The sequence below is a fragment of the Glaesserella sp. genome (genome assembly GCF_041814905.1).
GTDB lineage: Bacteria > Pseudomonadota > Gammaproteobacteria > Enterobacterales > Pasteurellaceae > Glaesserella.
This window is the reverse complement of the sequence record NZ_JBGXYA010000048.1, coordinates 22517-43576: the sequence shown is the minus strand read 5'-3', so window position 1 is coordinate 43576 and position 21060 is coordinate 22517. Positions and strand designations below refer to the sequence as shown.

The following is a 21060-nucleotide window of genomic DNA, read 5'->3' as shown; positions in this document are numbered from 1 at the left end:
CGTCCGCCACTCGTCGGCAGAGAAAGCAAGCTTCCTCCCCGCTACCGTTCGACTTGCATGTGTTAAGCCTGCCGCCAGCGTTCAATCTGAGCCATGATCAAACTCTTCAATTCAAAAAGTTTAATCGCTCAATAAACTGCTTAGCTAAAGTTTACATATTACTTTTAAGTAAAAATGAATTTCTAGTTTAAGCACCTATTAAGACTTCAAAATTAAAAAATATTTTTAAACAAAGTCAATCAACAAGTGCCCACACAGATTGTCTGATAAATTGTTAAAGAACAAAATAAAGTGGTCGGCGAGATAGGATTTGAACCTACGACCCACTGGTCCCAAACCAGTTGCGCTACCAAGCTGCGCTACTCGCCGTCTGATATGCTATTGCATATATTAAATGGGGTGGCTAATGGGATTCGAACCCACGACAACTGGAATCACAATCCAGGGCTCTACCAACTGAGCTATAGCCACCATTGTGTCGATGATATTGCATTACCTCTGGCGCGCTCGACAGGATTTGAACCTGCGACCTTTGGCTCCGGAGGCCAACGCTCTATCCAACTGAGCTACGAACGCGTTTTGATTTGCAGTGCGTCGTTGCGGAGGCGTATATTAGAGATTTCAACCTTCCTTGTCTAGCACTTTTTGAAAAAAAGTTTTTAGCTGCCTTTAATTTATTCAAAACGTTTACTAATTATCAAAAACGACCAATTTATAGCTGTTTTGTCACATAATAATAAGCATATTTGATTAATCTTAATTGCCTTTTCCAACGAGTCGGTTGACTAATAAGGCGATATAGCCATTCTAACCCGAAATTTCGCCATATTTTTGGAGCGCGCTTTACTCTACCAACAAAAACATCATAAGTCCCCCCAACTCCCATATAAAGCGCATCCGGATATTGTTTTTGTGCCTTTTGGATAAACTTTTCCTGTTTTGGAGAACCCATTGCCACCGTGACTAATTTTGCCTGGCTCTGTGTTATTTGCTGAATAAGAGCACTTTCTTGTTCTGAGCTAAAATAACCGTCATGAGTGCCGACAATATTAACTTGCCACTGCTTTTTCAATTTTTCTTCTGTTTCTTTTAATGTTTCTACTTTACTGCCGACTAAAAAAACCGGAATTTGCAATTCTCCGGCTCGTTGCATTAAGCCTTCCCATAGATCGGCACCGGCAATTCGTTCGATATATTGATATTGCGGGTATTTTTTCTTAATCGAAAGAACAACGCTAATTCCATCTGCATATTTGTATTCTGATTGCGCTAATAATTGAGCCATTTCACTATCTTCTTCACAGAGGATCACTTTTTCAGCATTAATCGCAATCAACTTTCCTTTTTTTAGCGAATGTGCATCCAATAAGAAATTAATGAATTCCGCTTGATTCGGCATCACTAAGATATCGATACCTCGGATAACCGCATAATTAGTCATATTGTTCCCTTTTGTTGATAAAAATAACGGCTCATTCGAGCCAGTATGCAACAAGCTAAAAAAACCATGCTAAAAAAGACAAATCGGGAAAAAAATCCATCACTGCCTTCCCTCACTAATACGACTAAATTAAAAATATTTCCCCAACAATAGGCTTTGATAAGAGCGGATCTACCGATATCCGCACTGGCTTTGGCGAAAGCAAATAGAGTGTCGAATAACTTGAGCATAACACCAATAGCTGCCATGCCGATAGCCATCATAGGAAATCCGCCCATAATATAGAAGGAACCCAGTAATGTCGGCGACATCGCTAATCCCGAATAATTATTTAAAACTTCTTTGGTAAAATAGTTTGCTGTATTCCACGTAATATCCGGGCGTTCTGCCCAAATTGAACTAGGGATAAACACATAAAAGTCGCGCACAATCGGCATTAGGCCTTGATATTCAATTGGACTGGCTAGAATTTGGGCGAAATTTTCCCAAGGCGAAAAGGTATCACGGCTTAAATAGAGAAAAGTCAATATCGCCTCAGTTCCCGAGACAGTCAATTTATAACGAGCTAACGCCAAAAAGAACATGACCACCACAGCAGCAATACCGGCAAAAAGAAGTTGTTTTATCGTTAAATAACCCTGATCTAGTCCAATCAATAAAAAGAGCGCAAAAGCAAACGCCATATTACCTCGCGTTCCGCCTACGGCAAGGTAGCTTAACATCCCCAAACTCAGCCCGACAATCAAAAAAGCCCACCATATTTTACGACTTTGGTTAAGAAAATACAAAATCAATAACGCCGGAATAAAAAAGTAGAAAAAGCGTTTTAGCGCCACACCTTCTACAGATGAGGAAAAAACTTGGTGATACTTTTCCAGTTTAAACAGTAAAAAGCCTTGATTTAAATAAACGAACAGCCCCATTGTTACAATGGTGATAAACAGTAACAAACAAGCGGTCAGTTTCGCGTCAAATTTTGCAAATTGTGACGGAAGTTGACTCGTCGTTTGTTTACCAATAGGAAGAGGGAAATAAGCGTAAAATCCATAATAAATCAGATAGCCGATCAAAACGCTCGCAAATACCGTAAATAAAATATGGGTTGCTTGTAACTGATGCTCAAAGCCGAACACCATTATCATTGATAACGGAAACCCACCGAAAAAAATGACACCGTAAATGAAGCTGAATAATAAATGAAAAGAAAATCCCTGCCGCGTGTAATCACGAAACATGAAACGCCATAAGAGAAATAGGGCAAACAGATAAAATCCGCTTAATAAAAAATATGTCATCACTACCTAACCGTTACCGACAGATTTTGCAATTCTATGGCGAAATCCGACCGCTTGTAAACGTTTACAATCTCAAAAAACAAAGCGATTAAACCCTAGAGATTTAATCGCTTGACTGTTTTCGTATCAAAATAACGTTATTCCGAACCGAATTGTTTATCTAATTTTTCGCCGAGCTCGTCGATTTGCTCTTCAAGCGCCAACAGTTTCGGTTCTGCTTTTTCCGCCTGCTCAATATTTTCTCGGGTTGGAACATATATCGACAACATTGCCGGTCGCATTAACTCAAATGTTTCAACGCAGAGATCACGGAGTTTACGCACTTCAACATGGCGAAGATCTAATTCCTTTGTTCCACGAAGGATTTGATTATATTTTTGATTCAACGCATTCGCTAACATTTTCACTTCTTCCTCTTCACTTTGTGCCGAACCGGAAAGCGCTTTTTCTAACTCCTTATCGCTGATAAATTGTTCGGTCGAATTCAGCCATGTAATGAGTTTGTGGTAATCGGCTTTACCCACCGCCGGATCCATTGTAGTTTGTGTCGCACAACCGACTAAAAACAGAGCCAAAAATGCTGAACTAATGAACTTAAAAACGTACTTCATAGAAAATCCTTATGAAAAAAATGAAAATGTTGAAACCTTGATATTCTAGCATAACGCCTCTTTAAACAAATCAATTTGAATTTGTTTTACTCAATTGACTTAAAGCCGCTAACCATTGGGTACGATAATTGGGAGGAAAAAAAGCAATTGTGTGTTTATCAATGTGTTGTATCGCCCGTTGCACGTGAGCAATATTTTCGGGACGCAGTTCGTCCTGCCATAAAAACGGAATATTTTCAGCTTGCATATCCAAACTAAACGGATTGTCGCGATGCAACACGACCGGAATATTCAACTGAGTCAGCAAACAGATAGTCCCAATACCTTGCTGACGCCTAAACATAAAATAACCAAGATCACAACGTTTCAATAATAGACTGTATTGCTCAAAGTCGATGTTTTCTTCCCATAATTCGATCCGCTCGACTGAAAACAGTGAATGCGCATGCGCTTTCACCTTGTCAATATAAGGTTGGTTATTCGCCGGATAGCCCATCGGAATGATGATATGGACATGATTTCCCAACTGCCGTTTGATTTGAGTTAACGCCTGAATATGACGATTTGAAACATCACCTGAATTACCGAGTAAAATCGTGAAAGGCGTACTTTTTCCAATAGGCTGAACAGCTGATTTTGTAGAGATATCCGCCATTTTAGTCGGAAAATAGAGAATGCGATCCTCTGCAGTTTCACGGACTAAATGTTGGTGGGCATAATGTAAATCCCCGCGCGTAGCCCATATTCGGGCAATTTTTTGTTGCGCTAAACGGCGAATCGGATAAAACAATTTAAATAGCAGACGGTTTGAATCTCGGTACAAATCGGCGCCCCAAATATGCCAAACACAATATTTTGTAGGTAACCTATTAAATAGTATGGCAAACCAAAGTCCGATATTAAATTGACCGTGAAAAATAAAATAGGCGTTGGATTCTTTTTTTGCCAGCGCAGTTGCCGTACTAACAATGGCGTTTTTTGATGAAAACCGTTGTAAAGATAATTTCGAAAATTCATTTTCCAGTGTTTCATCTCCCACCACTAAAAAATGATGTTCTTGATGAGGCAAGCAAGACAATAGTTCTTGTTGGAAAAACGCCAATACCTGCCGATTATGATGTGGAATATTGGCACCTAAAATGTGGAAAATTTTTTGCATCGTTCAATCCGCTATCTGTTTTCAAAGAAAGCCAAAACCGTTTGGATGATGTTATCTGCTTCATACTCGGATAAATTAAAAAATAGCGGCAGACGAACTAACTTCTCACTTTCTGCGGTTGTCCATCTATCTTCACCACAAAACCGTCCCCAACGCTGACCTGCCGGACTAGAATGTAGCGGCACATAATGAAACACGACCAATATATTACGGGCTTTCATATAGTCGATAAAATCGGCCCGCTCTACCCTATCTTTGCATTTTAAATAAAACAGATGTGCATTATGCGTAGCTCCGAAAGCAATTGTCGGTAATGCAATTTTTCCGGTTTTCGCCAGCGTTCCAAATGCTTGATAATAACGCCGCCAAAGAGCAAGGCGGGTTTGATTAATTTGTTCGGCAGATTCCAGTTGTGCATAAAGGTAAGCTGCCTGTAGTTCCGACATTAAAAAACTCGAGCCAATATCCTGCCAAGTATATTTATCCACTTGCCCGCGAAAAAAACGGCGACGATCCGTTCCCTTTTCACGAATAATTTCCGCCCGCGCCAATAATTCGGGTGTATTAATCAAAATTGCTCCACCCTCTCCGCCGGCGGTATAATTTTTAGTTTCATGAAAACTATAGCAGCCGATATGCCCGATAGTTCCCAATGCCTTACCTTTATAAAACGCAGAAACGCCTTGAGCGGCATCTTCTACTACCCAAAGTTTATACTTTTCTGCCAAACTCATAATGGTATCCATTTCACAGGCAACGCCACCATAATGTACCGGAACAATCACTTTGGTTTTCGGGGTAATCGCCGCTTCAATTTTGCGTTCATCCATGTTCATCGTATCCGGGCGAATATCCACAAATACAATTCTTGCGCCACGTAAAACAAAAGCATTTGCGGTCGAAACAAAGGTATAGCTTGGCATAATGATTTCGTCACCGGCTTGAATATCCAACAAAATCGCGGCCATTTCTAACGAAGCGGTACAAGATGGGGTAAGCAACACTTTAAGGGAACCCAATTGCTGAGTCATCCATTGTTCACATTGTCGACAAAATACGCCGTCACCGGAAAGTTTACCACTTGCCATGGCTTGTTGAATATTGGCTAACTCTAAACCGGTGACCGGAGGGCGATTAAACGGAATCATGCTTGCTCCTATCATGAATTTGAACGATTAAGATAGTAAAACCAATAACTTGCGCTGACCATTTTCATATCTAACGATTGATATAATCGAATAGCTGAAAGATTGCTTAATTGAGTCACAACATCAAATCGAGTCATTTTTTGTTGTGCAGTCCAATAAATTGCTGCTTGGATAAGCTGCTTCGCTACGCCTTGCCGTTGATATTCGGGGGAAACTGTAAGCAGACCGATATTCGCCGAATCGTCATTTAAACGCACCGATATGCCACCTTGAATAGAACCTTGTGTATCTTTCCATACAAAACAGATATCATCAAATTGCCCTAGTACGGCATTGCGAATCCAAGTTTGGTAAAAACGTTGATTATCTAACGAAGAAAACCAAGGTGAACGAAAACGGCTATGAGGAAAAGCATGACCAAACAATGCTTCTAATTGAGGAATATCCGACACATTTGCCACACAACAAGCGGTCGGATTTTGCAAATATTTTGCAAAATTCAGCTGAAACCGCACTTCTACGTCAACACAGTGAAAACCATGTTGCTGCAAATAATCCCGTTGTGCTAAAGCGGTTGCCGGCACTTTGGCTTGCACTAAATCAAAAGGCGCGATTAACGCGCCTAAATCTGATAGCTGGTTTGATTCGACAAAATCCAATTGCCCGATTGTACGATCAAAAAAATCGGATTCCCATTGATTTTTGGTTATCACTATTTTCATTCTAATAGTTTCAATCTTTCCATGGCTTGCTCATGCCACAATTTATCTTCCGCATAAGAGTCCGCCAAACGTTCCGTTTGCTGAATAACTTCCCAGTAATAGGATTTGGCTTTTTGAATATCTTTATTAACCCATTTACCTTTACTATAAATGTCTGCGAGATACAAATTTGCTGGCGGGCTCAAATTATTATTTAACAGTTGCAATCCTCGGTTAATGTCCTGACGAACACCCAAACCCTCCAAATACATCACACCTAACACATAAGATTCCCGGCCTTCGGAAAGCGCTCTGTCCAAATAAAATTTAGCTCGCTCATAATTTTTTAATTGAAAATAAATCTCACTGATTTCGACCAAACCGGCATCAACTTTCTGTTTGTTCAGCTCTAAATACATCGCTAATGCACGTTTAAGATCTTTCTTCTCAAACCATAAACTTTTCGCTTGCGCTTCCTTGTTGTAAAACGTAGACCAATCTACATCATCGTCTTGGTGATATAACTCTAACGCTTTTTTTCTGTCTTTCGCTAAACCGCCGTAACCGCCGTCATAAGCCCATGCTAAGATTTTTCTCGCCGGCGCATGCTGGACAGCCGCTTTTTGTAGTAATCCGACCGCCTTATTTAAATCCGGTTTATCAAACGATACGACTTCTTTATTAATACTTTCATAACGACCGATAATATAAACCATCGCTAAACGCGTTTGTGCCGGTTCAAAGCCGTCCTCGGCAAGACGTCGCAATTCGTCAAAGGAAACATAACCATTCTCATATTGCGCAACGGCAAGTGAAGAGGTATTCAAGAAATTTTCAAAAGGATATTCATATTGAATGTGATCAAGCTCAATATAACTTGGTCTACCCCGCTCATGACGAACGGTACCGAAATATTCTGTTTTGCCTTTATTTTCATTCGGCGCACCCACACTATTTTTATTGCAACCAAATTCTTTGCGAAATTTAAGCCCGATCTGACCGCTTGAATCACTTAATTCTCCGCGTCCCTCTTTTTGAGGGACGAAATCACCTTCCACGCGAACTTTTTTCCCACTCGGCATTCCCATTACGGCTTTGACTTTAGAAACCGGTAATGCGAGATACTCAGGACTTGCTATATTAGGTTCAAACGCTGCATTTGCAGTTTTACATTCTGCTTTTGATGCCCACTGAAATTCCCGATGATATTGTTCATTAGACTGCACGGCATGACCCAATGCGCAACTTAATAAGCCGCAGCAAAGCATCCAATAATGTGCCTTCATATTTTTCCTCAACTATTTATCCAAATACCATTTGTATCCACTATCCATTGTGATGAAATACTCCTTAAATTTATTCCTTTAAAAACCTTGTGATCCACAAGAAGCACTATAATATTAGCTTGTTTTAACGCATAATCAAAACCGACCAATGAAATATTTTTTGTAAATTTATCCGGTAACGACTGAATATTCGGCTCTACGATAAATATATTGCCTTTATGCCATGTTGCTAATTCTCGAATAATCTTTACTGCCGGGCTTCCTCGCAGATCATCTGAATCCGCTTTAAATGTAAGCCCGAAACAAGCAATATTGACGTCACCGACCTTGATATCGTATTCCATTGCATAATTTGCGACAGCCAATTTCACTTTATCAACCACCCAATACGGTTTGGCATCGTTTACTTCTCTTGCCGTACGAATTAAATTCGCCGATTTGGGCGACTTCGCAATAATGAACCAAGGATCAACCGCAATACAATGTCCGCCGACACCCACGCCGGGTTGTAAAATATTTACCCGAGGATGACAATTTGCCAATGAAATAAGTTCCCAAACATTGATATTTAATTCATCACAAATAACAGAAAGTTCATTCGCAAAAGCAATATTTACATCTCGAAAACTATTTTCTGTCAGTTTACACATTTCTGCGGTTCGCGTATCTGTTTTAATACATTTTCCTTTTACAAAAATTTGATATAAATCGACCGCTTGTTGAGTACTTTTTTCTGAAAGACCGCCGATAACACGATCATTTTCAAACATTTCCGTCATTATTTTCCCCGGCAATACCCGTTCGGGGCAATATGCGATATAAATATCGGCATTTTGGGCATTTTTTATCGGCAAAATAAGATCTTGTCGTAGTTGCTGTAACCACTCGGCAACCTGTTCTGTGGTACCGACCGGTGAGGTTGATTCCAATACCACTAAATTTCCTTTCTGCAAAAACGGCGCAATTGCTTTCACCGCAGCTTTAACAAAAGTTAAGTCGAGCAGATGTTCGGCGGTTAGCGGCGTCGGCACGGCAATCACAAAGGCATCAGCGGCTGACACCGTTGTCGAAGCAGATAATTTCCCTTGTTTGACAACCTGTTCGACCGCGTCATTCAAGCCCGGTTCAATTATATGGACTTGCCCTTGATTGACAGATTCAACCACGGAAGGGTTAATATCGACACCCAATACGCGTTTACCCGCTGTGGCAAACGCTACCGCCGTCGATACCCCAAACCGATCACAGCAATGGTATTAACTTCACTCATATTCACCTTCCGTGAGTAAAGTTTTAATTATCGCACAGATCCGTTCGCAAGATTTACCGTCGCCATAAGGATTTTTTGCCTGACTCATCCTTTGATAAATTTGGGGATCTGCTAATAATAATTCCGTTTCTGTCACAATTCGTTGTGGATCGGTACCGACTAATTTAACCGTTCCTGCTTCAATCGCCTCCGGGCGTTCGCTGACTTCCCGCATCAATAGTACCGGTTTACCTAACGCCGGCGCTTCTTCTTGAACTCCGCCTGAATCGGTAAGCACTAAATAACAGCGTTCCATTAAATAAATAAACGGCAAGTAATCTTGCGGCGGTAGTAAAATATTGTCGATCCCCGACAATAATCGATGAACAGGTTCCGCCACCTGTGGATTTAAATGTACCGGATAGACGATTTGGATATTAGGATGTGTTGAAGCAATATCAACTAACGCTTGGCAGATTCTTTCAAACCCGAGTCCAAAACTTTCTCGACGATGACCTGTAACCAAAATCATCTTTTTATCGGCATCCAAAAACGAAAAACAAGTGGCAAGCGCTGCTGCAAGCGGTCGGTTTTGGCGAATATTTTGCAAACCGTCAAAAAGTGCATCAATCACCGTATTACCCGTAACCCAAATATGTTCGGCTGTTTTACCTTCCCGCAATAAATTTTGTTTGCTGTTTTCTGTCGGTGCAAAGTGATATTGAGCCAACACTGCCATTAAGCTGCGATTTGCTTCTTCAGGATAAGGAGCGTACAGATTACCGGTACGAAGCCCCGCTTCAACATGACCGACCGGAATTTGATGATAATAGGCAGCTAACGCGGTAGAAAAGGCTGTTGAGGTATCACCGTGGACTAATACAACATTCGGTTTATATGTTGCAAAAATCGGTTTCAGCGCTTGTAAAATATGTGACGTAATATCAGAAAGATCTTGCCCTGATTTCATAATGTTCAAATCAAAATCAGGTTCAATATTCAAAGCTTGCAACACTTGATCCAACATACGTCGATGCTGACCGGTGACGCAAATTTTTACATCAAAGGCACCGTTTTGCCTCAATTTTGTTGCAAGAGGTGCCATTTTTATAGCTTCAGGGCGCGTTCCAAAAACGATCAGAATTCGATGTTTATCCATCACTCTTTTTAAAATCACCGCGAGTTACCGCAGATAAAAACCAAATAAAGAACGCCAGTAATAACCCGATAGCGCCGCCAATGACTGCCCAAAGCGATTGATCTTCCGGTGCTTCTGCTTTTTGCGGTACTTTGGGCGACTTAATAAAACGAAACGGCTTTAATTGATTATCCAACGGCTGAACCGAACGCATCATATTGAGCTTACCATTCCAGTCTTGCTGTGCAATCTGCCCGCCTTGTTGAATAGCACCCAAATTGCTTTCTGCGGATTGTTTAACCTGCTGAAATAAGATTTTCCATTTTGCGACTAATTCATCATTCAAAATGGCTCTGGTTTGTAAAGTGACAAATTGAATGAATTCACTTAATAATCGGGCGGACTCTTCAGGGCTGGTTAATGTCAGACTGAAACTGTTACGATTTTCATCATATTGAAATCGAGCTAACAGCCCTTGTGCAACCAATGCGACAGGCTGTTTCTGTTCGGCGGCAATACGCTTAACCCACTCATTTTGAACCAAAAAATGTTGTAAAACATCCGGTGAAGTCAGGTTCCGTTTAAATTCAATAAAACTATTCTGGGTCACTTCTTCATCTAAATAACTATTTTGCGAAGATCCGCCTTTAACTAGCTGATAGGTGCTGTACAGCGCGTAATAATTCCCTAAATCGACCACCTTAGGCGCTTCAAACTGTGCTGTCGATTTCCATTCCGGTGTTTGAAATTCTTCCGCTGCAAGCCAACCGGCGGTAGCGCCTGAAAAAATAAAGATCACATAAAAAAATAAACTGAGAAAAATTTTGTGCATTTCTCCTCTCCATTTTTGCTTGTTCTAATTATAAGTAAATTGTTTTTCATCTAAACGTAGCTATTGTCGCGGCGATTAAGCCGATTGCTGTTTTCTGCTACGACGACGGTGTCTTCTAACCCAACGGGTAATACGCCATGAATGTACAATGGAATAAGAGTACAAAAAGAATAGCGCAATAAAAGATAAAAACATCACCCATTGGTTCCAGTAATAAACTTCACCCAATACCCCGAAAGCGGTACACAAGCCGGCACCCAGCGTAATAACGGCAAGCGCCTGACGTGAAGTAAGCCCGGCCCTCATCATTAAATGATGTACGTGTAAACGATCCGGTCTGAACGGGCTTTTCCCTTTTTTCAATCGACGGAAAAATACCGCAACCATATCAATCAACGGTACAGCAATTAGCCATAAGCCGGTAATCGGACTAATCGGATGCCCCTGACCTTGTGTGCTTAGCAGTAAAATCCAGATAATAGTAAAACCGATTAAAGTACTGCCGGAATCCCCCATAAAGACTTTCCACTTTGCCCCAAATACACTGAGATTAAACAGCGCATACGGAATCAAAATCAAGATAATACCAAAGCACCAATAAGCAAGTTGATACTGTTCGTCGAGCCACATCAACGCACCTAGTCCAGCAAAACTCACGCTGGATAAGCCCGCCAATAATCCGTCAATTCCGTCAATCATATTAAATGCATTAATAACACCAATGGTTATAAATATCGTTAATACAATACCTAACGCCCCGATTTCTAAACTGAAGGGGGCAATCAATTGCCCTAAATTCTCAATTGACAGCCCGCTATAAATCATTGCTCCGGCAAGGCAAGCCTGAATACCGGCACGTAAAAACGGGCTGATATCAAAACGGTCGTCCAATACACCGATGACCAGCAGAATTGTTAAGGCACCTAAATAAAGCTCCGGCAAACGCATCTGCTGCCATTCCAACAGATAAAACGCCAAATTACCCAAAAACAGTGCAATTCCTCCGATAAGCGGAATAACACCTTGGTGACGTTTACGGAAATTGGGTTTATCCACCAAACCGATCCACTCAGCCACCGGTCGCATAATAATGAGTGTCGCAAAAGACACAAAAAAAACAGCAATAAACGTAAGCCACATATATCGGGTTAATCTCTTAAAAAGTTACTAACACAAAGAGTGTGGCAGAATAACATAACCGCCAAAACTCTCAATTTTTTTTACCAAAAAGCGCCGAAAAAGCCGACTTTTTACATTAAAATAGCCAAATAAAAGTAAGGAATGCTATAGTAACATTCAACATAGCATTCAGAATAAATTCAAATTATAAGGAATCATAATGACCACATCACAATCTCTGTTTGAACAAGCCCAAAAAGTTATCCCCGGCGGTGTAAACTCCCCGGTTCGCGCATTTAAAGGCGTGGGAGGAACACCTGTTTTTATCGAAAAAGCACTCGGCGCGTACATCACGGACAGCGAAGATAAACGTTATATTGATTACGTCGGTTCTTGGGGACCGATGGTGTTAGGTCATAATCATCCGGCTATTATTGATGCGGTATTAAAAGCCGTACCAAACGGGTTAAGTTTCGGTGCGCCGACTGCGATTGAAATCAAACTGGCCGAATTAGTTTGTCAGCTGGTTCCCTCAATTGAGATGGTACGGATGGTCAGCTCCGGTACGGAAGCCACCATGTCGGCGATCCGCTTGGCGCGTGGTTATACCCAACGCGATAAAATCATTAAATTCGAAGGCTGCTATCACGGTCATTCCGATTCTTTATTGGTCAAAGCCGGCTCCGGTGCACTTACATTAGGGCAACCAAGCTCTCCCGGAGTTCCCGAAGATTTTGCCAAGCACACGCTCACTTGCGAATATAATAACCTTGATTCGGTAAAACAAGTATTTGAACAATACCCGAATGACATCGCCTGTTTAATCATTGAACCAGTAGCAGGCAATATGAATTGCATTCCACCCAAAGACGGCTTCTTGCAAGGTCTACGCGAACTTTGTACTCAATATGGCGCGGTATTTATTATTGATGAAGTGATGACCGGCTTTCGCGTCGCTTTGGGCGGGGCGCAAAGTTATTATGGCGTAACGCCTGACTTAACAACCTTGGGCAAAATTATCGGCGGTGGTATGCCGGTAGGTGCGTTCGGCGGTAAAAAAGAAATTATGCAATATATTGCACCGACAGGTCCTGTTTATCAGGCGGGTACACTTTCGGGCAACCCGATTGCGATGTCAGCCGGTTTGGCATGCTTAACCGAATTGGCAAAATGCGGTAATGAACAACTGCTCGCAGAAAAAACCCAAACTCTTGCGGAAGGCTTCAAAGCATTGGCTGATAAGCACGGCATCCCGTTTACCGTACAATATGTCGGGGGAATGTTCGGTTTATTCTTTACCGAACAAAATAAAGTGGAAAGCTATCAGGATGTAATGAAATGCGATGTTAAAGCGTTCAACACCTTCTTCCACAAAATGCTGGAAAAAGGTGTTTACCTTGCGCCTTCCGCTTTTGAAGCAGGCTTTATGTCGCTAGCGCATAGTGATGAAGATATTGCCCACACTCTCAAAATGGCGGATCTTGCCTTTGCAGAAATGAAATAAGCCGATAACAAGCGGTCGGAATTTGCAAAAAATTTGCAAATTCCGACCGCTTTGTAAAACGGATTATACGTCGTAAGTTCCCATCACACTGGCTTGCGCCAAAATATGCCCTTGCATTGCAAAGTGCAGATCGTTAAAACGGAACCCTTGAGCTAAATTCAGTTTGGTATCTAAAGCATAGACAATCAGTTCGTAACGGTGCAAACAGTTTGGCGGAGCCATGCCGCCATAATTTGAAGCTTCTGTAATATCGAATTGACCTAATACGCTTGCCCAACTGTTTGCGCCTTGTACATAATCCGTCGCGGTCAGGCTTTCATTCTCAATAATTGTGGTTCTTTCCAAATCGGCGATTAGCCAGTGGATCCAAACAAAACCGCTCGCAGTGATGGCATCTTTATCCTCCAACACCACGGCAAAAGAGACTGTATTTTTCGGGGCATTCTGAATTTCAAAGGGAATCGAGTAAGTCGGCATACCGTTCGGGCTAAATTGCGTCCCACGTTTACCATATTTATCTTCAAACGCGCCATTTTTGATGGCTGAGCTGGTAACAATCATAATGACTCCTTATTGGATAACAGACATTCTGTATAAATATAGCGAACAAGCGGTTAAATTCCCTCAATTTTTTACAAAATTTTGATACAATCGAGATATTTACACTCTATAGAGAAAAAGAGACAAACTATTATGAACACAAGCACATTTAACCGTTGTTGGTCACGTGTCGTTTTAAACGCGCTGTTGCGTTATGGTGTTAAAAACATCTGTATTGCACCGGGTTCGCGTTCTACGCCGCTAACGCTTGAGGCATTACATCTTCAAAATCAAAATCATATTGAATGCCACAGCCATTTTGACGAGCGTGGCTTAGGCTTTTTCGCCTTGGGTTTAGCCAAGGCAACCGCCGAACCGGTTGCAATTATCGTTACTTCAGGCACAGCCGTGGCAAACTTATTCCCGGCAGTGATTGAAGCGTCGTTGACACACCATAAATTGATTGTACTGTCTGCCGATCGACCGCCGGAACTCATCGGTTGCGGAGCTAATCAAGCCATCCAACAACAACATATTTTCGGTGATTATCCTGTTGCAACGGTGAATTTGCCAAAACCCAACAGTGATTTTAATGCGAATTGGTTAGTTGCTACTCTTGAACAAGCTTGTACCAAACAGCAACAATACGGCGGTGTCGTACATATTAATGCACCGTTTGCCGAACCACTGTATGATGCAGACGAAGAGGCTATCGCAAACGCACCGTGGTTAGCGCCCTTACAGCGCTGGCTCAATCAACCTAAAAATAAATGGATCGACCAACAAGCCACCCAGCAAGATGTGTTGATGCACGAAAATTGGGATTATTGGCGAACCAAACGCGGTGTCGTCGTTGTCGGTAAATTGCCGTTAGAACAAGGGATGGGGCTGAAATTATGGGCGGATACGCTCGGCTGGTGCTTGATCAGCGATGTACAATCCGGCATTGAAGCCAGCTTGCCTTATGCAGATGTGTGGCTCTCGAATAAAACCGTGGAACAGCGTTTATTACAAGCAGACATCGTGATTCAATTCGGTGCACAAATTGTCAGCAAACGAGTAAATCAATTCCTCTCCGCTTTCAAAGGGGAATTTTGGTTAGTCGAAAATTCGCAGGATTATCTCAATCAATATGCTCATAGACAGACCCGTTTTATTGCCAAAGCGCACCACTTTACCCGCGTTCATCCGCCGTTGCGTCAAAAACCGTGGCTGTTGGAACCACTTGCCCTTTCACAGTTCTGTGCAACTTTTATTGAACAACAGGTTGGCGGTAATTTAAATGAAGCCTCACTGGCGCACCATATCGAGCGGATCCTGCCCGCTAACGGTAATCTGTTCTTAGGTAACAGCCTGTTTGTCCGCTTGGTGGATGCATTATGTAAATTGCCGGAAGGTTATCCGATTTATACGAATCGCGGAGCAAGTGGTATTGATGGTTTAATCGCGACCATGGCAGGAATAGCCAAAGGTAACGGCTTACCAACAGTGGGGATTATTGGAGATATTTCGACCTTGCACGACCTCAACTCCATCTCATTGTTACGCCAAATTACGCAACCTACGATCTTATTTGTGATCAATAACAACGGCGGGGCGATTTTTGATATGCTGTCGGTAGAACCGCAGGCGAAAGAAAAATTCTATCGTCTATCACACAACCTTGAATTTTCACAAATCGCAACGATGTTCGGCTTAGAATATCTGCGCCCTTATACTTGGGCGGATCTCAGCAGCAAGCTGAAACAAGCCTATGCCCGTAAAGGTGTGACCATTGTTGAAATCAAAGTGAACGATCAAGAAGGCAGCGCGTTGTATAAGAGCTTGATCGAACAAATTTCACGCGCATCCATCGATTAATGTTAGCTTATCAATGGTTAGCTCAAACAGGTCAGCCCGTGGTGTTTCTCCACGGGTTACTGGGTTCTCGACAGGATTGGGCGGATGTCTTGGCATTTTTGCAAAATAATCCGCAAATCCGACCGCTTGTTATCGACCTACCGTTTCACGGCAAAAGCCAAAATATTGAATGCCGCAACTTTGCCGAAATTCGTATGCAATTACATAATACGCTCACAAACTTACTTTCGGATCAACCTTTTTGGCTTGTCGGCTATTCCCTTGGGGGACGGATTGCATTGGATTATGCACTAAATGCACATAATCCTAAATTGTGCGGTACGATTTTAGAAGGTACGAATATCGGCTTAAACAGTGATGACGAACGCCAAGCCCGTTGGCAAAATGATGTGATGTGGGCAAATCGCTTTCGTACCGAACCGCTTGAAGAGGTATTACAAGCGTGGTATCAACAAGCCGTTTTTGCTGATTTATCGGCTGACAAGCGGTCTGATTTAGTCAAAAAAAGACGACATAATCATGGTTATAAAATTGCCCAAATGTTAGAAGCAACCAGTCTCGCAAAGCAAACGAATTATCTCGATGCACTCAAACAGGCAAAAAATATTACGTTCGTAGTAGGAGAACGCGATCAAAAATTCCGTCAGTTACTGAGCGAAAATAATCTGCCTTATCAACAAATCAGTAATGCCGGACACAATACTCATTGGGAAAATCCGCAAGTATTTGTAACATGGTTAGTAAAACAGGTTAAAAAGGAAGAATAATGGCTCTACACCGTTGCCCAGAATGCAGAAAAAGAATCAGTGAAAGTGCCGAAAATTGCCCGAATTGCGGTTTTTCATTCAAACAAGCGGATTTGGAGATCTATAAACAGAAGTTAGAACAACGCCGTTTACAGAATCAAGAAATCAACCGCAAAAGTGCAAAATTACATTTAATTTGGTTGGCCATTTTTATTGTGGTTATTACTATTACCAGTTGGTGGCAAAATAGCAAATGAAGTAGAAAGCAGCTAAAACGATTGAACTAAACTTGGCTTATCTAACCCGCCCCGCATAAAGGGGCGGTTAGATTTTTAGCCGTGTTTAATCTTAGAAGCTAATAGACGATTTAATTTTCTCTAAAGTTGCTTCGCCGACTCCGGACACTTTTGAAAGCTCTGAAATATCTTTGATTTTGCCGTGCTTATTACGGTAGTCAATGATCGCTTGTGCTTTTGACTCACCAATACCGCTCAAACTTTGTAATGTTTTCGCATCAGCAGTATTCACATTCACCTTTGCCGCTTTCTTTGCCGTAGCTTTAGTGTTGGTTACCGTTTCTTTCGCATTTGTCACTTTGCTGCCGGTTGCTTCTTTTGCTGCCGTTGCTTTAGTCGCAACGTTTTCTTTCGCTGTGGTTGCCTTACTTGTAACTGACTCTTTTGATGTGGTTGCCTTGGTTGTTACCGTTTCTTTTGCAGATGTCACTTTTGCCGTAGCATCCTTTTTCACACCTGTCACTTGATTTGCAACTGCCTCTTTAGCCGATGTTTTACCGGTTGAAACTGCAGTTTGTGCGCTCTCTTTTACTGTTGTGAGTGGATTTGTCGTTTCTGCAAAAGACGTTGTTGATATTGTCATTGCGATCGCTAATGCCACTAATGATTTTAATGATTTCATTGAAGAATCCTTGTAATTAATTGAATTTTAAATGCCCAATAACATAATCGTTATTGAAAATAAGCATTGCTTAAGACCTAAAGTAAAAAAAGAAGTTCATAAAAAAACAGGCTATTCCTTCACAGGAATAGCCTGTTGATTTAGAAGTGGTATTACAGATTAACTACTGCAAAAAATACTAATACGCTGTAAAGGGTTGATAATCCATAGAAAATCACACCGCTTGCAGGTATATGAATTTTAAAGTCGTGTAATCCGTGGTGGATACGGTGCATAGCACACCACATTGGAAAAATTAACAATACAAGGATGAATAATTTTCCAATCCAACTATGTAGGAAAAATACTAATTCAGTGATATTAAAATGGTTAATTAAACCAAACGGCAGTAAAAAACCGATAACTAAAATCACAACCGGGAAGAAAATTGCGCTAACGGTTGCGCCGGTACCGAATAGTAACCATACAACGGGTTCATTAGAACGTTTTGGTGCTTCTTTCATTTTCCTCTCCCATTACACATACATTAGCACTAAGATCACAAGGCTAATGAATGCGGTAATAGCCCATAATCCTAAAGTAATAATTTTTGGATTGATACGTTCGCTCTTCACAATAATGTTTAACACTTTAGGTGTCATGACATAGTAAGTCACCGTGTGTAACACTGCCGCACCCAATGCGACGATATTTAAAATAACCACAATCGGATTTTGTAAAAAGTGAATAAAGTGTCTGAATCCGTCCGGACCGTTACCTAAACTGATAACGCCGTAAAGTAGAACTAAACAGAACCAAAGAGTTGGAATAGATGTTGCTTCACGCGCAATATAAAGTTTGTAAAAATCTAACTTTTTCCACCAAGTTGGTTTAACTTCACGCACATATTTTTTGCGTTTGCTTGCTGTTGCTGTCATTTTACTCTCCTTACTTTTGCGGTTTTAACATTGCAAAAACATAATCTTTTGAGCTCTCTACTTTACCTTGGTTCACTGCAGAAGCCGGATCCACATGTTTCGGACAAACTTCTGAACAATAACCGACGAAAGTACAGCTCCATACCCCGTTTTTACCGTTGATAATCTTCATGCGTTCGGCTTTACCGTTGTCGCGGTTATCAAGGTTATAACGATGTGCGAGAGTTAATGCTGCAGGACCTACGAACTCCGGATTTAAGCCGAATTGCGGACAGGCCGCATAGCACAGACCACAGTTGATACACATTGAAAAGGTACGATATTTCTCAAGCTGTGCCGGCGTTTGTTTGGTACGGCTTTTCGCAAGTTCTGCCGACGGATGCGGATTGCCGTCTAAGGCCGGAGCTTTGTTGTCGATAATATAAGGCTTAATGCTTTCCAAACTTTCGATAAAGTGACTTAAATCGACCACTAAATCACGCTCAATCGGGAAGTTCGCAAGCGGCTCAATGCGCATATATCCGCTATAATCACGTAAGAATGTTTTACACGCTAATTTTGGTTTACCGTTTACCATCATCCCACATGAACCACAGATCGCCATACGGCAAGACCAGCGGTAAGAAAGTTCTGGTTCTAATTCGTCTTTAATATAGCCAAGTGCATCAAGCAATGAAGTTTGGCTGTCATAAGGCACTTCGTATTTACTTAAGAACGGCTCGTTATCTTGTTCAGGATTATAACGGAGCACTTCCACAGTCATTTTGCTTTGGTTTACCATCTGTTACTCCTTTTTCGCTGCTTTTTCTTGTGCTTCCGCTTCTGCACCGTACACACGTTTAGCAGGTTGTGATTTGGTGATCTTCACATCGCTATATTTAATGGTTGGACCGCCATTTTCATTGTAGAATGCTTGAGTATGTTTCAAGTAATTCACGTCATCACGCTCTTCGTAGTCTAAGCGTTGGTGTGCACCGCGAGACTCTTTACGCTCAACCGCAGACGAAGAGATAGATTGCGCAACGTCAAGGATATAGCCAAGCTCGATTTTGTAGAGTAAATCGGTATTGAATACACTCGAAGTATCTTTCACTTTGATACGTTTATAACGTTCTTTAAGCTCAGCGATTTTAGCCACGGTTTTTTCCATACTTTCTTGTGTACGATAGATACCGCAACCTTCTTCCATGGAGTCGCCCATTTCATTACGAATTTGTGACCAAGACTCTTCACCTTCTTGGCGAGCTAAAGCATAGACACGATTTAACACATCTTGTGCTTGTGCATCAATCACTGCTTGGTTGCGAGTTGTCGATTCAACTGCACGCTGTGCCGCCATTTCACCGGCTACTTTACCGAATACCACTAACTCAGCGAGAGAGTTAGAACCTAAACGGTTAGCGCCATGTAAGCCTGATGAGGCACATTCACCTACGGCAAATAAACCTTTGATACAAGTTTCTGCTTTCTGATCCACTTCAATACCACCCATGGTGTAGTGAACAACCGGACGAACCGGGATCGGTGCTTTCGCAGGATCAACACCCTCATAGGCTTTGGCCAATTCGCAAATAAACGGTAAACGTTCTAAGAGATATTTTTCACCTAAGTGACGTAAGTCAAGATGAACCACATCTACGCCTTTTGCTGTTTTTAAGGTATTGCCTTTACGCCATTCTTGCCAGAAAGCTTGGGAAACTTTATCACGCGGACCAAGTTCCATATATTTATTTTCCGGTTTACCAATCGGGGTTTCAGGACCTAAACCATAATCTTGTAAGTAGCGGTAGCCATCTTTATTAACTAAAATACCGCCTTCACCACGACAACCTTCCGTCATTAAGATACCGGTATTCGGTAAGCCTGTCGGGTGATATTGAACGAATTCCATATCACGTAGCGGCACACCATGACGATAAGCCATTGATAGACCGTCACCGGTTACGATACCACCGTTGGTGTTAAAACGATAAGCACGGCAACCGCCGCCTGTAGCGATAACCACCGCATTGGCATTGATTTGAACGAAGGTACCTTCCATCATATTCATAGCCACACAACCACGTGCATGACCTTCGTCAGTTAAAATATCGACGACGAAATGTTCATCAAAACGAATGATTTGCGGATATTTGATCGAGGTTTGGAAAAGGGTATGTAATAAGTGGAAACCAGTTTTATCGGCAGCGAACCAAGTGCGCTCAATTTTCATCCCACCGAAACGGCGCACGTTTACATCGCCGTCTTCTTTACGAGACCAAGGGCAACCCCAACGCTCTAGCTGAGTCATTTCAACCGGCGAATGCTCAACAAAATATTCAACGACATCTTGTTCACATAACCAGTCGCCACCGCCCACCGTATCGTGGAAGTGCTTATCATAAGAGTCGGTATCTTTAATTACGGCCGCTGCACCGCCTTCAGCGGCTACCGTATGACTACGCATCGGATACACTTTTGAAATTAACGCAATTTTTAAATTAGGGTTTGCTTCCGCAGCTGCGATTGCAGCTCGTAAACCACCGCCGCCGGCACCCACAATTGCAACATCAACATTGACAGTTTGCACAATTTCCTCCTTGGGAAAGTAAAAATT

General features: G+C 41.8%; 20 protein-coding genes, 3 tRNA genes, 1 rRNA gene and 1 pseudogene. 4 read left to right on the top strand and 21 right to left on the bottom strand.

Translation table 11 applies throughout. The features are described 5' to 3' along the window. The 15 genes and pseudogenes from ACEYJ7_RS07490 to wecA all read right to left on the bottom strand — a co-directional run. Window positions 1-113, bottom strand: a 16S ribosomal RNA gene (locus ACEYJ7_RS07490); the annotation flags it as partial. A gap of 179 nt (window positions 114-292) precedes the next feature. Beyond that, window positions 293-369 (bottom strand) — tRNA-Pro (locus ACEYJ7_RS07485). Between the two features lie 26 nt (window positions 370-395). Continuing rightward, a tRNA-His gene (locus tag ACEYJ7_RS07480) sits at window positions 396-471 on the bottom strand. 28 nt (window positions 472-499) lie between these two features. Then, window positions 500-576, bottom strand: a tRNA-Arg gene (locus ACEYJ7_RS07475). Window positions 577-712: 136 nt separating this feature from the next. Beyond that, on the bottom strand, window positions 713-1441 hold the full coding sequence (wecG, locus tag ACEYJ7_RS07470) for a lipopolysaccharide N-acetylmannosaminouronosyltransferase (protein ID WP_373778452.1): 729 nt from the start codon (window positions 1439-1441) through the stop codon (window positions 713-715). Continuing rightward, window positions 1438-2736, bottom strand: coding sequence for an ECA oligosaccharide polymerase (gene wzyE, locus ACEYJ7_RS07465; protein WP_373778451.1), 1299 nt, complete (start codon window positions 2734-2736; stop codon window positions 1438-1440). The genes wecG and wzyE overlap by 4 nt, the downstream gene beginning before the upstream one ends. A gap of 137 nt (window positions 2737-2873) precedes the next feature. Beyond that, the gene (locus ACEYJ7_RS07460; protein ID WP_373778450.1) at window positions 2874-3347 is read right to left on the bottom strand and encodes a hypothetical protein; all 474 of its coding nucleotides are present in this window, start codon (window positions 3345-3347) and stop codon (window positions 2874-2876) included. Between the two features lie 70 nt (window positions 3348-3417). After that, window positions 3418-4506: a TDP-N-acetylfucosamine:lipid II N-acetylfucosaminyltransferase gene (locus ACEYJ7_RS07455; protein ID WP_373778449.1), complete on the bottom strand. Its 1089-nt coding sequence runs from the start codon at window positions 4504-4506 to the stop codon at window positions 3418-3420. An 11-nt stretch (window positions 4507-4517) separates the two neighbouring features. Next, window positions 4518-5654, bottom strand: coding sequence for a dTDP-4-amino-4,6-dideoxygalactose transaminase (gene rffA, locus ACEYJ7_RS07450; protein WP_373778448.1), 1137 nt, complete (start codon window positions 5652-5654; stop codon window positions 4518-4520). An 11-nt stretch (window positions 5655-5665) separates the two neighbouring features. Beyond that, window positions 5666-6376, bottom strand: coding sequence for a dTDP-4-amino-4,6-dideoxy-D-galactose acyltransferase (rffC, locus tag ACEYJ7_RS07445; protein ID WP_373778447.1), 711 nt, complete (start codon window positions 6374-6376; stop codon window positions 5666-5668). Beyond that, window positions 6373-7641, bottom strand: coding sequence for a tetratricopeptide repeat protein (locus ACEYJ7_RS07440; RefSeq protein WP_373778446.1), 1269 nt, complete (start codon window positions 7639-7641; stop codon window positions 6373-6375). Before ACEYJ7_RS07440 ends, rffC begins: the two co-directional genes overlap by 4 nt. An 8-nt stretch (window positions 7642-7649) precedes the next feature. Beyond that, window positions 7650-8911, bottom strand: a pseudogene (gene wecC / locus ACEYJ7_RS07435) (UDP-N-acetyl-D-mannosamine dehydrogenase). After that, the gene (wecB, locus tag ACEYJ7_RS07430; protein ID WP_373778445.1) at window positions 8904-10052 is read right to left on the bottom strand and encodes a non-hydrolyzing UDP-N-acetylglucosamine 2-epimerase; all 1149 of its coding nucleotides are present in this window, start codon (window positions 10050-10052) and stop codon (window positions 8904-8906) included. Before wecB ends, wecC begins: the two are co-directional and overlap by 8 nt. Further along, window positions 10042-10860: a transporter gene (locus tag ACEYJ7_RS07425; protein ID WP_373778444.1), complete on the bottom strand. Its 819-nt coding sequence runs from the start codon at window positions 10858-10860 to the stop codon at window positions 10042-10044. Before ACEYJ7_RS07425 ends, wecB begins: the two co-directional genes overlap by 11 nt. A 75-nt stretch (window positions 10861-10935) precedes the next feature. Further along, window positions 10936-12000: a UDP-N-acetylglucosamine--undecaprenyl-phosphate N-acetylglucosaminephosphotransferase gene (gene wecA, locus ACEYJ7_RS07420; protein ID WP_373778443.1), complete on the bottom strand. Its 1065-nt coding sequence runs from the start codon at window positions 11998-12000 to the stop codon at window positions 10936-10938. Between the two features lie 199 nt (window positions 12001-12199). On the opposite strand from wecA, the gene hemL reads away from it, so the two are divergent. Beyond that, on the top strand, window positions 12200-13483 hold the full coding sequence (gene hemL / locus ACEYJ7_RS07415) for a glutamate-1-semialdehyde 2,1-aminomutase (RefSeq protein ID WP_373778442.1): 1284 nt from the start codon (window positions 12200-12202) through the stop codon (window positions 13481-13483). 63 nt (window positions 13484-13546) lie between these two features. Here hemL and ACEYJ7_RS07410 read toward each other — a convergent pair whose 3' ends face one another. Next, window positions 13547-14044, bottom strand: coding sequence for a YbhB/YbcL family Raf kinase inhibitor-like protein (locus ACEYJ7_RS07410; protein ID WP_373778441.1), 498 nt, complete (start codon window positions 14042-14044; stop codon window positions 13547-13549). Between the two features lie 132 nt (window positions 14045-14176). Here ACEYJ7_RS07410 and menD point away from each other — a divergent pair, with 132 nt between their 5' ends. Genes menD through ACEYJ7_RS07395 form a run of 3 tightly spaced genes read left to right on the top strand, consistent with a single transcriptional unit; the run spans window position 14177 to window position 16886 of the window. Next, window positions 14177-15883, top strand: a complete 1707-nt coding sequence (gene menD / locus ACEYJ7_RS07405; protein ID WP_373778440.1) for a 2-succinyl-5-enolpyruvyl-6-hydroxy-3-cyclohexene-1-carboxylic-acid synthase — start codon at window positions 14177-14179, stop codon at window positions 15881-15883. Beyond that, complete coding sequence (gene menH / locus ACEYJ7_RS07400) at window positions 15883-16650, top strand: 2-succinyl-6-hydroxy-2,4-cyclohexadiene-1-carboxylate synthase (RefSeq protein WP_373778439.1); 768 nt, start codon at window positions 15883-15885, stop codon at window positions 16648-16650. The genes menD and menH overlap by 1 nt, the downstream gene beginning before the upstream one ends. Then, entirely contained in the window at window positions 16650-16886 is a 237-nt protein-coding gene (locus ACEYJ7_RS07395; RefSeq protein ID WP_373778438.1) for a zinc ribbon domain-containing protein, read from the top strand. The genes menH and ACEYJ7_RS07395 overlap by 1 nt, the downstream gene beginning before the upstream one ends. 91 nt (window positions 16887-16977) lie before the next feature. Here ACEYJ7_RS07395 and ACEYJ7_RS07390 read toward each other — a convergent pair whose 3' ends face one another. The 5 genes from ACEYJ7_RS07390 to frdA all read right to left on the bottom strand — a co-directional run bounded on the left by ACEYJ7_RS07390 (window position 16978) and on the right by frdA (window position 21033). Next, window positions 16978-17547, bottom strand: coding sequence for a ComEA family DNA-binding protein (locus ACEYJ7_RS07390; protein WP_373778437.1), 570 nt, complete (start codon window positions 17545-17547; stop codon window positions 16978-16980). A gap of 152 nt (window positions 17548-17699) precedes the next feature. Continuing rightward, window positions 17700-18050: a fumarate reductase subunit FrdD gene (gene frdD, locus ACEYJ7_RS07385; RefSeq protein WP_373778436.1), complete on the bottom strand. Its 351-nt coding sequence runs from the start codon at window positions 18048-18050 to the stop codon at window positions 17700-17702. Window positions 18051-18062: 12 nt separating this feature from the next. Further along, on the bottom strand, window positions 18063-18464 hold the full coding sequence (gene frdC / locus ACEYJ7_RS07380; RefSeq protein WP_373778435.1) for a fumarate reductase subunit FrdC: 402 nt from the start codon (window positions 18462-18464) through the stop codon (window positions 18063-18065). Window positions 18465-18474: 10 nt separating this feature from the next. After that, the gene (locus tag ACEYJ7_RS07375) at window positions 18475-19245 is read right to left on the bottom strand and encodes a succinate dehydrogenase/fumarate reductase iron-sulfur subunit (protein WP_373778434.1); all 771 of its coding nucleotides are present in this window, start codon (window positions 19243-19245) and stop codon (window positions 18475-18477) included. A gap of 3 nt (window positions 19246-19248) precedes the next feature. Next, window positions 19249-21033, bottom strand: a complete 1785-nt coding sequence (frdA, locus tag ACEYJ7_RS07370; protein WP_373778433.1) for a fumarate reductase (quinol) flavoprotein subunit — start codon at window positions 21031-21033, stop codon at window positions 19249-19251. Between the last annotated feature and the right edge of the window lie 27 nt (window positions 21034-21060).

What these genes read in the sequence shown, in the direction of transcription:
- ACEYJ7_RS07460 (WP_373778450.1), bottom strand. Translation starts at nt 3,347, where the DNA reads ATGAAGTACGTTTTTAAGTTCATTAGTTCAGCATTTTTGGCTCTGTTT.
- frdD (WP_373778436.1), bottom strand. Translation starts at nt 18,050, where the DNA reads ATGAAAGAAGCACCAAAACGTTCTAATGAACCCGTTGTATGGTTACTA.
- frdC (WP_373778435.1), bottom strand. Translation starts at nt 18,464, where the DNA reads ATGACAGCAACAGCAAGCAAACGCAAAAAATATGTGCGTGAAGTTAAA.
- menH (WP_373778439.1), top strand. Translation starts at nt 15,883, where the DNA reads ATGTTAGCTTATCAATGGTTAGCTCAAACAGGTCAGCCCGTGGTGTTT.
- hemL (WP_373778442.1), top strand. Translation starts at nt 12,200, where the DNA reads ATGACCACATCACAATCTCTGTTTGAACAAGCCCAAAAAGTTATCCCC.
- wzyE (WP_373778451.1), bottom strand. Translation starts at nt 2,736, where the DNA reads ATGACATATTTTTTATTAAGCGGATTTTATCTGTTTGCCCTATTTCTC.
- wecA (WP_373778443.1), bottom strand. Translation starts at nt 12,000, where the DNA reads ATGTGGCTTACGTTTATTGCTGTTTTTTTTGTGTCTTTTGCGACACTC.
- ACEYJ7_RS07440 (WP_373778446.1), bottom strand. Translation starts at nt 7,641, where the DNA reads ATGAAGGCACATTATTGGATGCTTTGCTGCGGCTTATTAAGTTGCGCA.
- rffA (WP_373778448.1), bottom strand. Translation starts at nt 5,654, where the DNA reads ATGATTCCGTTTAATCGCCCTCCGGTCACCGGTTTAGAGTTAGCCAAT.
- rffC (WP_373778447.1), bottom strand. Translation starts at nt 6,376, where the DNA reads ATGAAAATAGTGATAACCAAAAATCAATGGGAATCCGATTTTTTTGAT.
- ACEYJ7_RS07410 (WP_373778441.1), bottom strand. Translation starts at nt 14,044, where the DNA reads ATGATTGTTACCAGCTCAGCCATCAAAAATGGCGCGTTTGAAGATAAA.
- menD (WP_373778440.1), top strand. Translation starts at nt 14,177, where the DNA reads ATGAACACAAGCACATTTAACCGTTGTTGGTCACGTGTCGTTTTAAAC.
- ACEYJ7_RS07425 (WP_373778444.1), bottom strand. Translation starts at nt 10,860, where the DNA reads ATGCACAAAATTTTTCTCAGTTTATTTTTTTATGTGATCTTTATTTTT.
- ACEYJ7_RS07375 (WP_373778434.1), bottom strand. Translation starts at nt 19,245, where the DNA reads ATGGTAAACCAAAGCAAAATGACTGTGGAAGTGCTCCGTTATAATCCT.
- ACEYJ7_RS07455 (WP_373778449.1), bottom strand. Translation starts at nt 4,506, where the DNA reads ATGCAAAAAATTTTCCACATTTTAGGTGCCAATATTCCACATCATAAT.
- ACEYJ7_RS07390 (WP_373778437.1), bottom strand. Translation starts at nt 17,547, where the DNA reads ATGAAATCATTAAAATCATTAGTGGCATTAGCGATCGCAATGACAATA.
- ACEYJ7_RS07395 (WP_373778438.1), top strand. Translation starts at nt 16,650, where the DNA reads ATGGCTCTACACCGTTGCCCAGAATGCAGAAAAAGAATCAGTGAAAGT.
- wecG (WP_373778452.1), bottom strand. Translation starts at nt 1,441, where the DNA reads ATGACTAATTATGCGGTTATCCGAGGTATCGATATCTTAGTGATGCCG.